11 protein-coding genes are annotated in these 11,355 nt (G+C 65.8%); 6 read left to right on the top strand and 5 right to left on the bottom strand.

Annotation, left to right across the window (positions count from 1 at the left end; all coding sequences use genetic code 11):
• Positions 1-81: 81 nt before the first annotated feature.
• The 3 genes from AC3FKG_RS26750 to AC3FKG_RS26760 all read left to right on the top strand — a co-directional run bounded on the left by AC3FKG_RS26750 (position 82) and on the right by AC3FKG_RS26760 (position 2,819).
• Positions 82-1,053 carry an NAD(P)H-dependent flavin oxidoreductase gene (locus AC3FKG_RS26750; protein WP_483712061.1) on the top strand — a complete coding sequence of 324 codons (972 nt, stop codon included), beginning with the start codon at positions 82-84 and terminating at the stop codon, positions 1,051-1,053.
• A 4-nt stretch (positions 1,054-1,057) separates the two neighbouring features.
• Complete coding sequence (locus AC3FKG_RS26755) at positions 1,058-1,525, top strand: PaaI family thioesterase (RefSeq protein ID WP_483712060.1); 468 nt, start codon at positions 1,058-1,060, stop codon at positions 1,523-1,525.
• 115 nt (positions 1,526-1,640) lie between these two features.
• Complete coding sequence (locus tag AC3FKG_RS26760) at positions 1,641-2,819, top strand: acetyl-CoA C-acetyltransferase (RefSeq protein WP_488744592.1); 1,179 nt, start codon at positions 1,641-1,643, stop codon at positions 2,817-2,819.
• Positions 2,820-3,131: 312 nt separating this feature from the next.
• On the opposite strand, the gene AC3FKG_RS26765 is transcribed toward AC3FKG_RS26760, so the two are convergent.
• From AC3FKG_RS26765 to AC3FKG_RS26775, 3 genes are all read right to left on the bottom strand, one after another.
• Complete coding sequence (locus AC3FKG_RS26765) at positions 3,132-3,806, bottom strand: histidine phosphatase family protein (RefSeq protein ID WP_483712058.1); 675 nt, start codon at positions 3,804-3,806, stop codon at positions 3,132-3,134.
• A gap of 212 nt (positions 3,807-4,018) precedes the next feature.
• Positions 4,019-4,705, bottom strand: a complete 687-nt coding sequence (locus AC3FKG_RS26770; RefSeq protein WP_483712057.1) for a TetR/AcrR family transcriptional regulator — start codon at positions 4,703-4,705, stop codon at positions 4,019-4,021.
• A 140-nt stretch (positions 4,706-4,845) separates the two neighbouring features.
• Positions 4,846-5,736, bottom strand: a complete 891-nt coding sequence (locus AC3FKG_RS26775; RefSeq protein ID WP_483712056.1) for a LysR family transcriptional regulator — start codon at positions 5,734-5,736, stop codon at positions 4,846-4,848.
• A 109-nt stretch (positions 5,737-5,845) separates the two neighbouring features.
• Between AC3FKG_RS26775 and AC3FKG_RS26780 the strand changes: the two genes are divergently transcribed.
• The 3 genes from AC3FKG_RS26780 to AC3FKG_RS26790 all read left to right on the top strand — a co-directional run bounded on the left by AC3FKG_RS26780 (position 5,846) and on the right by AC3FKG_RS26790 (position 8,701).
• A complete protein-coding gene (locus AC3FKG_RS26780) occupies positions 5,846-6,499 on the top strand; it encodes a glutathione S-transferase family protein (protein WP_483712055.1) in 654 nt (217 codons plus the stop codon).
• 51 nt (positions 6,500-6,550) lie between these two features.
• Positions 6,551-7,546 (top strand): flavin-nucleotide-binding protein, encoded by a 996-nt coding sequence (locus tag AC3FKG_RS26785; protein ID WP_488744593.1) that lies wholly within the window; start codon positions 6,551-6,553, stop codon positions 7,544-7,546.
• Between the two features lie 147 nt (positions 7,547-7,693).
• Positions 7,694-8,701: a Bug family tripartite tricarboxylate transporter substrate binding protein gene (locus tag AC3FKG_RS26790; RefSeq protein ID WP_483712053.1), complete on the top strand. Its 1,008-nt coding sequence runs from the start codon at positions 7,694-7,696 to the stop codon at positions 8,699-8,701.
• 37 nt (positions 8,702-8,738) lie between these two features.
• Here AC3FKG_RS26790 and AC3FKG_RS26795 read toward each other — a convergent pair whose 3' ends face one another.
• Both AC3FKG_RS26795 and AC3FKG_RS26800 read right to left on the bottom strand, forming a co-directional pair.
• Positions 8,739-9,188 carry a hypothetical protein gene (locus AC3FKG_RS26795; RefSeq protein ID WP_488744594.1) on the bottom strand — a complete coding sequence of 150 codons (450 nt, stop codon included), beginning with the start codon at positions 9,186-9,188 and terminating at the stop codon, positions 8,739-8,741.
• A 119-nt stretch (positions 9,189-9,307) separates the two neighbouring features.
• Entirely contained in the window at positions 9,308-10,900 is a 1,593-nt protein-coding gene (locus tag AC3FKG_RS26800) for an exonuclease domain-containing protein (RefSeq protein ID WP_488744595.1), read from the bottom strand.
• Between the last annotated feature and the right edge of the window lie 455 nt (positions 10,901-11,355).

The raw sequence follows: 11,355 nt of genomic DNA on the forward strand, positions 1-11,355 counted from the left end.
GCGGGGGCGCCCCGCCGCGGCCCCGTGGGGGGGGGGCCCGCCCCCGGGCCCCGCCCCCGCGGCTCCAAACCAAGGACAACCATGAAGACACGTATCACCGAAATGCTGGGCATCCGCTACCCGATCATCCAGGGCGGCATGCAATGGGTGGGTTATGCCGAGATGGCCGCTGCCGTCTCCAATGCCGGCGGCCTGGGCATCCTGACCGCGCTGACGCAGCCGACGCCCGAGGCGCTGGGCGAGGAAATCCGCCGCTGCCGCGACATGACCGATCGTCCCTTCGGTGTCAACCTCACGCTGCTGCCGTCGATCAACCCGCCGCCGTATGCGCGTTATCTCGACGTCATCATCGAAAGCGGCGTGAAGGTGCTGGAAACGGCCGGTAACAACCCGAAGGAACACATTGCGCGCGCCAAGGCCGCTGGCCTGAAGGTGATCCACAAGTGCGTGGCAATCCGCCATGCGCTGTCGGCCGAGCGCCTCGGTGTCGATGCGGTGTCGATCGACGGCTTCGAATGCGCGGGCCATCCCGGCGAAGACGACGTGCCGGGCATGGTGCTGATTCCGCTGGCGGCGCGCCGGTTGCAGATTCCCGTGATCGCGTCGGGCGGCATCGCCGATGGCCGTGGCATGGCGGCGGCCCTGGTGCTGGGCGCCGAAGGCGTGAACATGGGCACGCGCTTCTGTGCCACGCGTGAAGCGCCCATCCACGACAACATCAAGCAGGCATTGGTTGCGGCCAGCGAGCGCGATACCAACCTGATCTTCCGGACCATGCATAACACCGCACGCGTGCTGAAGAACGCCGTATCCGACGAGGTGGTCAGCATCGAACGCCGTCCGGGCGGCGCAGAGTTCGAAGAGGTGCGGCATCTGGTGACCGGCCAGCGTGGCAAGGCGGCGCTGGTGGCGGGCGAACCCGATGGCGGCATCGTCAGCGCGGGCCAGTGCGTGGGCCTGATCGACGATGTGCCGAGCTGCGAAGAGCTGGTTGCACGGATGGTGGCGGAGTGCCGCGAGCAGCTCGGTGTCGCCTCGCGTTATTTCGGCTGAAACCATGGCGGAAGGGGACATTGCCGCCATGGCAACCAATGACAATGCGGCGGCAGGTGCCGCCGCAGAGGCAGTGCCCGAGGGTTTCGTGGCGTTGCGCGAGCTGGACGGCTACATGGGCCACTTCGGCCAGTTGTATGTCGATCTGCCGCGCCGCACCCTGGCCGTGCGCGTCGGCAAGCATCATCTGAACAATCTCGGCATTCCGCACGGCGGCATGCTGGCCACGCTGGCCGATACCGCAATCGGCATGATGATGCAGATCGAGACCGAGCGAAAGAACGCCGCCGTCACGGTTAACCTGAGCCTGGATTATCTCGACGCCGCGCGTGTCGGCGACTGGCTCGAGGCGCGCGTGGAGTTCGACAAGCTCGGTTCGCGCCTGCGCTATGGCACGTGCCGCGTGATGAGCGGGGAACGCTGCCTGCTGCGTGCCACCGCCATTTTTGCGGTGCTCGCGCCACGGACCTGAGCAGGGGCGCGCGGTTCGTCGCTTCCGACGACGCGCGCACCGGATCACGCCAGCACAATTCGAGCATCGAGGTTATACGGCTGGTCATTGTGCCGGCACCGTTCAAGGAGATCACATGGCAGAGGCATATATCGTTGGTGCGGTACGTACCGCGGGTGGGCGCAAGGGCGGCAGGCTCGCAGGCTGGCATCCAGCCGACCTGGCGGCGGAGGTGCTCAACGCGCTGCTCGACCGCACCGGTGCCGATCCCGCGCTGATCGAAGACGTCATCATGGGCTGCGTAAGCCAGGTCGGCGAGCAGGCCGGCAACGTGGCGCGCAACGCCATCCTGGCCTCGCGCCTGCCCGAGAGCGTGCCGGGCACCTCGGTCGACCGCCAGTGCGGTTCGTCGCAGCAGGCGCTGCACTTCGCCGCGCAGGCGGTGATGTCGGGCGCGATGGACATCGTCATTGCCGCGGGCGTGGAAAGCATGACGCGCGTGCCGATGGGCCTGTCGTCGCAGCTGCCGGCCAAGAACGGCTTCGGCGTGCCGAAGAGCCCGAACATCGAGCAGCGTTACCCGGGTGTGCAGTTCAGCCAGTTCACCGGCGCGGAAATGATTGCGCGCAACTACGGCTTTTCGCGCGAGGACCTGGACCGTTACGCACTGCTGAGCCACCAGCGTGCTGCCGCCGCGACGCGTGCGGGCCGCTTCAATGCCGAAATCGTGCCGGTGGAAGTTCGCCTGGCCGATGGCACCCGCAACGGCGAGATGCATACCGCCGACGAAGGCATTCGCGCGGATTCCACGCTGGAATCGATCGGTAGCGTCAAGCTGATCGCCGAAGGCGGCCGCGTGACCGCGGCTACGGCCAGCCAGATCTGCGATGGCGCGGCGGGCCTGATGGTGGTCAACGAAGCCGGCCTTAAGAAGCTCGGCGTCAAGCCGCTGGCCCGCGTGCACCACATGACCGTGATCGGCCATGACCCGGTGATCATGCTGGAAGCGCCGCTGCCTGCGACGCAGCATGCGCTCAAGAAGGCCGGCATGAGCATCAACGACATCGACCTGTACGAAGTGAACGAGGCGTTCGCGCCGGTGCCGCTCGCGTGGCTCAAGGCTGTCGGTGCCGATCCGGAACGTCTGAACATCCATGGTGGTGCCATCGCCCTGGGCCACCCGCTGGGCGGCTCGGGCGCCAAGCTGATGACCACGCTGATCCATTCGCTGCATACGCATGGCAAACGCTACGGCCTGCAGACCATGTGCGAAGGCGGCGGGCTGGCCAACGTCACCATTATCGAGCGTCTGTAAGCGCTGCGCCGGGCAACCGGTATCCGCGCGGGTCGGCGGAGGACAAGGGGTAAAGGGAGCAGGACCGGCGGCGCGGGCATGTCAAAGTGCCTGCGCCAGTCGCCGGAGCGGCAGTTGCCAGAGCATATGGCATCGCCACTGTTCCGACTGGCGTCGCAACGACGCTGGCAGAAAAGAGTAAAGGGAGAAGGACCGGCGGCGCGGGCATGTAAAAGTGCCCGCGCCACTCGCCGGAACCAGGCTCCAATCCCAGCCCGGATGCTCCGGGACTTCATCCGGCAGGACCTGTTGACGGCGCTACGCGCAGCGATCTCAGGCGAACGTCTGCGCGCTGCGGCGGTCCGGCAATTCCAGATGCGGCACGCTGTTGAAGCTCAGCAAGCGGCGCGTGTCGCGGCCGACAATGATTTCGCAGAATGCGGTATTGCGGAACTGAAGGTTCAGCTCGATGGCCGTTTGCGCGGGCGCGCCCAGCAGGTCCGCGGCGGCCCGACCAATGGCGCCGCCTGAACTGACCACCAGGATGGCATCTTCACGCGAGGTGCCTTCGCATGCCTGCGTCAGCGCGCCATTGATGCGCGCACCGAACTCGGCCCAGGATTCCGGCATGTCGGCCAGCGTGTCCTGGGTCCAGGCCTGATAGGCCGCCCTGAACGTGCGCCAGTAGTCATGGTAGTCGCCGTTCTGGTGGGCGCGGTGGTCGGCGCCGCCGGTATAGGCGCGATACAGCGCCTCGCCGTCGTACTCGTTCAGGCCCGGATGCGATGCCATCGAGGATCCCGCCATGCCCATCGCCGACAGGATTTCAGAGGCCGTGTCCTGCTGGCGCACCAGCGTGCCGGCCACGATGCGCTTGAGGCTGAGGCCCCGATCCCGGAAGTACTCGCCGAGCCAGCGCGCCTGCTGCCGGCCGGTTGCGGAAAGGCAGTCGTAGTTGGCCGCGCCGAACGAGGCCTGTCCGTGCCGGACGAGGAAGAGGGTTGCCATGGAGAATCTCGATATTCGATTTGCTGGCGCTCCGCGAAAGCGCGGCGCACCGGCAGGAAGGGCTGGATGCGCGGACGGGCCAGCCAGTGTGTAGGCGTGATTCTAGGGAGCTGGCATGCGCCTTCCAAGCAAGGCGCATGGAAATTCATAGCGGCTATCGCCGGCCTGCATTACCTGCGGCCGGGATCACGCGGGCACCTGCAATCAGGGAGTCAGGCCGGCGCGACTTCCACGCCCAGGTAGCCGGTCAGCATGCGAGTCATCTCGACCGGCAGCCGTTCGTCATCCAGGTGGAACGGCCCCGAGTCGTTGAGTACCGCGTTGACGAGCATGCTGAATACGGCTTGCATGGCAAAGCGCACTCGCTGCTCGGCCTCGGCCGCCGGCAAGGACAGGCGGGGCACAAGCAGCAACACCATGCGCTCGACTACCGCGTCGCCGCTCTGGCGATGGGGCAGCCATTCCTCCGGGCGAGTCGATGCATGCCGCAGCGAAGCTCGGATGACACCACGGTTGGCAATGACGCCGAGCACCAGGAAGCGCATGGCCTTCTCGAGCACCGTGTGCGTCGGGATGTCCTCCCAGCGTTGCTGGCTCAGGTAGCGTTGGACAGACTCGGCGGTCTCCTCGATCACCAGGGCGCGCAGGGCTTCGAAGTAGGCCATCTTGTCTCGGAAGCGGCCGTAAAAGGCACCCACCGACACCTGGCACGCCGCCGCGATCTGGGCCACGGACACCGCTGCAAAGTCCCGCTGCGCGAGCAGTTCGCGTCCAGCGCCGAGTAGTGCCTGCTCGGTTTCGCGCGCGCGGCGCTGGCGCGGGGGCTGCAGGATCGAGGGGGTCTCCACGCGCGGAAAGGCGGAAGAGGGGAAGGTGCCTCCTGGTGTCATGTCTCGCATAATTTTATTTAGATAATTCGAATTATGATTCGGTTTTAACCATACGGGCAGGGTGGCCAGGACGTCAAGCTTCTTCTTGCATTTCGGCCTCGCGCGTCACTTGCTTTCCCTGCACACGGCGCGCCGCCGCGCGCTGGTTGTCAGCGAAAGCGTGGCTCGAGATCCTCGCGCATCCAGGCCAGGAATGCGCGGGTGCGGGCCGGCAGCAGGCGCGCGTGCGGATAGATCAGCGAGAGCGGCCAGGCGGGCAGTTCAAAACGCTCGAGCACGATGCGCAACTGCCCTTGCCGGACCAGGTCGTCGACCTGGTAGGACAGGAAATGGCCAAGGCCCGCGCCAGCCGCGCACGCGGCCACCGCGGGCGCCGTCTGGTTGAATTCCAGATTGCCCGCGACCGGCACCTGGAATTCCTTGCCTTGCTGCTGGAAGGTCCACCAATGTGCGCTGGAGCCGGTCACGCGAATGCACGCGACCTGGGCCAGTTCATCCGGATGTTGGGGCACGCCATGGCGGCGCAGTACTGCGGGCGTGGCCACGACCACCCGGCGGATGTGGCCGACGGTCTGCGCGACCAGCGTGGAATCGGCCAGCGGACCGATGCGCACGCCGACATCGAGGTCCTCTTCCAGCAGGTTGACGACGCGGTCCGTGAATGACATCCGGCATTGCACCTTCGGGTAGCGCTGCGCAAAGCGGGTCACGGCGGGTGCCACATACATCTGGCCGAACAGCATCGGCGCTGTCAAATGGAGGTGACCGGTCGGCTCCACGTGGCGCTCGGTCAGTCCGGTTTCCACCTCGTCGATGGTGGCAAGGATGCGCCGGCAACTGTCGAGATAGCGCCGGCCCTCGTCGGTGAGCGACAGGCGGCGCGTGGTGCGGTTCAGGAGGCGTACCTGCAGCGCCGACTCCAGCGCGGCCAGCGTCCGCACTACCGCGGGCAGCGAGGAATCCAGCGACGCGGCGGCGGCGGTCAGGCTGCCGTCGTCGACGATGCGCACGAAAGTCTGCATGGCTCTCAGCTTGTCCATGACGGCACACTACTCCGATTATCGGAGTAGTCAAATACGATTGTTCGTCTTTATTGCACGCCTGCAGGTTCCCACAATAACCCCATCTACCCAGCCAATGGAGCCTGGCATGTCAAATCCGACCGTCCCATTTCCCCCGCCCTCAACGCAGCTGGTCCTGTATCGGTCCCCGCTGTCGGGCCACGCGCATCGCGCGGAACTGATGCTTTCGTTACTGGGCTTGCCATATCGGCTGGTGGACGTCGACCTGCGCGGCGGCGAGCACAAGCGAGAGGCGTTCCTGCGCCTCAATCCGTTCGGTCAGGTGCCGGTGCTCGATGATGGCGGCACGATCGTCAGTGACTCGAATGCGATCCTCGTCTACCTGGCCACGCGCTATGACAATGGCAACTGGCTTCCGCATGATCCGGCGGGGGCCGCGGCGGTGCAGCGCTGGCTGTCGGTTGCCGCTGGCGAGATTGCATCCGGCCCTGCCGCTGCGCGCCTTTCGGTGCTGTTTGGGGTTGCGCTACCGGTCGAGGAGGCACGCGCCCGCGCCACCCGCCTGTTCGCGCTGATGGAGCCGATCCTGGCCCATCAGCCATTCCTGGCGGCCAGTCACGCCACGCTCGCGGACGTGGCGGCATACAGCTATATCGCGCGGGCGGAGGAGGGCGGCGTCGCCCTGTCGCCCTACCCGGCGCTCAATGCCTGGCTGCGGCGCATCGAGACGCTGCCGGGATTTGTCCCGATGCAGGTGTCGCGCGTCGGGCTCGCCGCCTGACCACGAGCAAGCGCACCGCCCGAAAAGTCTTCGACGACCCAGGAGTCCATCATGGAACTGTCCCTACGCCCTGATCAATCACCTTTCCATGCCGGCGAGATTGCCGCCCAGGAGCGGACAGGCGTGCGCGAGCAGATGGCCTCTGCCGGGCGGCGCATGATCCGTGCCGAGATGCCAGAACAGCACCGGACGTTCTTCAGCCAGCTGCCCTTCGTGGTTGCCGGCGCGATCGATGACGGTGGGCTGCCGTGGGCGACGCTGCTGATCGGGCAGCCTGGGTTCGCCTATTCGCCGGATCCGGGCCATCTGCGCATCGATGCCTTGCCCATGGCCGGCGATCCCCTCGCGCAACGGCTGGAGGAAGGGGAAAGCATCGGATTGCTCGGCATCGAGCTGCCGACGCGGCGCCGCAATCGCCTGAACGGCACGATTGTCGAGCGCGATGATCGTGGCCTGTCCGTGGCCGTCGAGCAGAGCTTTGGCAATTGCCCGCGCTATATCCAGTTGCGCGACCTCGGCCCCGCACAGCATGCGGAGCCGCCGGCAATTGCGTGGCAGGGCGGCGAACTGGACGCGGCGTCGATTGCGCTGTTGAGCCGTGCGGATACGCTGTTCATTGCCAGTCACTATCAGGCGAAGCGAGGCGAGGATGACGGGGCCGCCCACGGCGAGGGCGTCGATGTGTCTCACCGCGGCGGCAGGCCTGGGTTTATTCGGGTGGACGACGCGCGCACGCTGACCTTCCCCGATTTCAATGGCAACAACCTTTTCAATACCATTGGCAACGTGCTGGTCAATCCGCGTGCCGGGATCCTCGTGCCGGACTTTGGCAACGGTACCCTGCTGCATATCAGCGGCGACGCCGAAGTGATCTGGGATGGCGCTGAGTTACAGGGCCTTACCGGTGCGGAGCGGCTGGTGCGACTACATGTGGCCGCCGTCGTGCTTCGCGAGCATGTGCTGCCATGGCGCTGGCAGCTTCGTGAGTACTCGCCCTGGCTGGCAAACACCGGAACCTGGAAGGAAGCGGCCGCCCTCGGATCATGATGGGCGGGCGGCAAGGTCCGGGTCCGGGGGATGCCTGTGAAAGGCCACATGAATGTCATAAAAACGTCACAATGGCGGCTGGCCATGGCCTGTGGCGGCTGCTGCCGCAAGGGATCGCGCCATGGCTCATACAAGGAGAAACAAGACATGAAGATGTCGAAGAACGAGCCGCAATCCCGTCCGGACCGCTTCCGGCGCGCGCTGCTGGCCTTGGCGGTGGCACCGCTTGCCATCGCCGCGGGGACCGCGCAAGCGGCGTGGCCCGAAAAGCCGATCCGGCTGGTGGTGGCGTTCCCGCCGGGAGGTCCGGTCGATACCCACGCGCGCCTGCTGGCGGAGAAGCTGCAGCCGCTGCTTGGCCAGTCGATCGTGCTCGACTACAAGGCCGGCGCCGCGGGCAATATCGGCTCCGACAACGTCGCCAAATCAGCCCCGGACGGCTACACGCTGCTGCTGGCCAATACCGGGCAGATGGCCATCAACAATTCGCTGTATCCGAAGCTGCCGTACGGCATGCCGAAGGATTTCGCGCCGGTGGCGCGTACTGCGCTGATCCCGCTGGTGATGGTGGTGAACAACAACGTGCCGGCCCGCAACCTCAAGGAGTTCATCGCCTATGCCAAGGCCAACCCGGGCAAGCTGAATTTTGCGTCGGGCGGCAACGGCGGCATCTCCCACCTGATGCCCGAGTTGTTCAAGCAGGCCTCTGGCACGTTCATCGTGCACATCCCTTATAAGGGCAGCGCGCCGGCATTGACCGACGTGATGGGCGGCCAGGCGCAGATGATGGCCGATTCGATTCCGCTGTTCACGCAATACATCAAGGCAGGCAAGGTGCGCGCGCTGGGCGTGACGTCGAAGCAGCGCTCGCCGGCGTTGCCCGATGTGCCGACTCTGGAGGAGGGCGGCCTGAAGGGATTCGAGGTGGTCGGCTTCTACGGCATGCTGGCGCCGGCGGGCACGCCAAAGGACATCGTGGCACGCCTGTCGAACGCTTTGCACACGGTGCTGACCGACCCGGATACCAAGTCCAAGCTGGAGCTGCAGGGCGCCGAACCCGCCTGGCAGTCGCCGGAGGCGTTCACCGCCACCATCTTGGCCGAACAGAAGCGCTGGGGGCAGGCTGTGAAGGTGTCGGGCGCGAGGATCGACTGAGATGCTCGGTCGCAGAAAGCTGAACGGGCGCCAGTTCTTATTGGCGGGTGCGGTGCTTCAGCGCGGCGCAGTTCCCGACGAGCGTGGTGACGCAGCAAGCGTCGCCCCGCCAGTCTCCCCACATGACGGCGTCGTCGGGCCCCGCCACCAGCCAGCGTTCACAGCGGCCAGGCCGGGGGGTATCCACGCCAGCGTCGCGAGTCTCTGTAGCCTGTGGCTTGGCGGGCGGCTGCACAATGTCTTGCCAGACGTAAGCCGTACCGCCAGGCACCGCCTGCACGGTCTGCGGCGGCCCCCACTGTGCCTTGGCCTCATCGATCGGTACGCCCTTCCAGGAATCGAGCAGGTTGCGCATCGTGTCGCTTTCGATGCTGGCGCAAGCGCCAGCCAGGATCATGGCCAATGCGGCGGCGGCCGCGGGTGCAGTGCTAAGGATCGCGGCCCTGGACGCGCGCTGGGCGAGAAGAAGGAAACTTGAGGCCGGCATGGGCGACTCCGCGGCTGCAATCAGGGCGCCAGGCCCCTCAGCAAAGGCTAGCGGAGCCGATTCGGCCGTTGCAAGCGCGCTATGCGCGCTGGGGCACGGAGGCCCGGAACTTTGGCGCGTCAGTCGTCGAACAGGCCCGGCGTGGGCGCGTGCCTGGCCGACGGCTTTCGGGATGCCAGCTGGCGCAACGCTGTCGGGCGGGCATGATCGTCATGCGCGGGAGACTCGTAAAAGGTCAACTCGAAGCAGCGTGTAGACACTAGTTGCACGACATTGGGCCCCCACTGCTGCAGGCGCGAAGCCAGGATCTGGTAGGTATCGAGTTCGAAACGCGCTGGCGCGGCAAGCAGCGCCGCGGCGTCTTCCCGGCTTCGCGCCGAGCCGAGGTAGCACCAGTCCTCCACGACATGCCACCAGGTTTGCGCTCCCGAAACTTCAGGCCAGGCAACGGGGCCGCTGAAGGGCCAGGGTTTGAGCTCCGATCCAGCCAGGGCGGTGGCGATTCTCGCGCGGTGACGGCGGTAGTCTTCTGCGCCGACGCAGGCGCCCTCACATCGGCGAATCTGGCGTGCGAAGCAGGGGCTGCCCGCGCGGGTCGTCTTCTCCAGCGAAAGCGTTGCCTGGCAGAGGCGATGCTCGTCTGCCAGCCGGCGCAGCCAGCCGTGCGCTGCGCCACGGCTGGGGAATGCGCCGTACAGGTGGCCGCGTCGACTGAAATCCGTATCGATATCCGAGCGCAGGCGTGGCACGGGCAATTCAGGGGGGAGTTCCCACGTGTACAGCCGGGTGTTCCGGCGCAGCAACTGGTTGTGGACGGGCTGCATGGACCTTACGAGGCTCGCTTCGAGCAGCAGGGCGCCGATCTCTCCGCCGGTCTCGCGCCATTCCACGCGCCGGACGAGCCGGGCCAGGCGCATGTCGGTGGCGACGCGGTAATCGCCCGAAAAATGCGCGCCGATGCGTTGCCTCAGATGGGCGCTCTTGCCTATATAGAGCGGCGCATCGTTGTCGCCATAGAACAGATAGACACCCGCGGTATCGGGCACCTCATCCAGCGCCGTCTCTTCGAGGCCGGCGGGCAGGCTCGCGCGCCGGATCAGCGCTTTTGTGGCGGCAGCGACGAGTTCGACGGAATAGAGCGTATGGATCTTCTGCCAGAACTGCCAGAGCAGTTCGGCATCGGCCAGCGCCCGATGGCGTGCGCGGGGCTCCAGGCCGAAGCGGGCGACGATCGCATCCAGCCCGTGCTTGGCCGCCGACGGGAACAGAGAGCGCGAGAGCCTGACCGTGCACAGGACATCGGCACGGAAGGTCAGTCCGGCGCGCCGGAACTCATTCTTCAGGAACCCGTAGTCGAAGCGCGCGTTGTGAGCGACGAAAAGGCGGCCTTGCAGACGCTCGGCTAGGGTCTCGGCGATCGAAGCGAAAGTGGGCTGGCCACGGACCATCTCGTCCGTGATGCCGGTCAGGCGCTGGATGAATGGGGGAATGGTGGTGCCGGGGTCCAGCAATGTGTCCCATTCCAGAATCCCGTCCGGGCCGACTTCGACCACGCCGATTTCTGTGATCCGGTCGTGCTGGGCATCGGCGCCGGTGGTTTCCAGATCCACGAAGACGATCGGTCGCGACAGTGCCGCCGCGAGAGACTGTGCATCGGCGTACGTCGCTTCCGCCGCCGGTGTATCTGTGAGAAGGGGAGAAATGTCCTGCATGAACGGATTCTAAGGGGCCCGGCGACGGGCGTCAGGGCGTTCTCAAAAAACGCTTGCCAAGCGCGTAGTGCTGCCGTATTATTCGCCGCCTCGCAACACAACGCGGCGCTGCAAAGCAGACGCAGCAAGGGTTGCGGGGTTGATCGGGTGGTTCGGCGGCGCGAAGTTGGCGCGACGAACGGAGCAAAAAAGATTGCTGACCTGGTTGACGAAACGAAGAAAGTGCTACATAATCTCGTTTCTCTGCTGCAAACAACGCAGCGCGCTGAGCGGCAAAGCCGGCGGCGAAGCTCTTTAACAACCAAACAACCGATAAGTGTGGGCGCTGGGTAGCGGACGCACGAAGTCTTCGGACTTCGGAGCTTCACAAGTTATACAGTGCTCGCACAGCAAAACGTGACTGGATTTTCGGATCTGGTCAGTCAGTTTTCTGAGAGTGAGCGACCGCTCGAAAG

The sequence above is a fragment of the Cupriavidus sp. 22TCCZM04-2 genome, assembly GCF_057798895.1.

Bases quoted from the DNA above. Each gene is read 5' to 3' on its own strand.
- AC3FKG_RS26750 (WP_483712061.1), top strand. From the start codon at position 82: ATGAAGACACGTATCACCGAAATGCTGGGCATCCGCTACCCGATCATC.
- AC3FKG_RS26755 (WP_483712060.1), top strand. From the start codon at position 1,058: ATGGCGGAAGGGGACATTGCCGCCATGGCAACCAATGACAATGCGGCG.
- AC3FKG_RS26760 (WP_488744592.1), top strand. From the start codon at position 1,641: ATGGCAGAGGCATATATCGTTGGTGCGGTACGTACCGCGGGTGGGCGC.
- AC3FKG_RS26765 (WP_483712058.1), bottom strand. From the start codon at position 3,806: ATGGCAACCCTCTTCCTCGTCCGGCACGGACAGGCCTCGTTCGGCGCG.
- AC3FKG_RS26770 (WP_483712057.1), bottom strand. From the start codon at position 4,705: ATGCGAGACATGACACCAGGAGGCACCTTCCCCTCTTCCGCCTTTCCG.
- AC3FKG_RS26775 (WP_483712056.1), bottom strand. From the start codon at position 5,736: ATGGACAAGCTGAGAGCCATGCAGACTTTCGTGCGCATCGTCGACGAC.
- AC3FKG_RS26780 (WP_483712055.1), top strand. From the start codon at position 5,846: ATGTCAAATCCGACCGTCCCATTTCCCCCGCCCTCAACGCAGCTGGTC.
- AC3FKG_RS26785 (WP_488744593.1), top strand. From the start codon at position 6,551: ATGGAACTGTCCCTACGCCCTGATCAATCACCTTTCCATGCCGGCGAG.
- AC3FKG_RS26790 (WP_483712053.1), top strand. From the start codon at position 7,694: ATGAAGATGTCGAAGAACGAGCCGCAATCCCGTCCGGACCGCTTCCGG.
- AC3FKG_RS26795 (WP_488744594.1), bottom strand. From the start codon at position 9,188: ATGCCGGCCTCAAGTTTCCTTCTTCTCGCCCAGCGCGCGTCCAGGGCC.
- AC3FKG_RS26800 (WP_488744595.1), bottom strand. From the start codon at position 10,900: ATGCAGGACATTTCTCCCCTTCTCACAGATACACCGGCGGCGGAAGCG.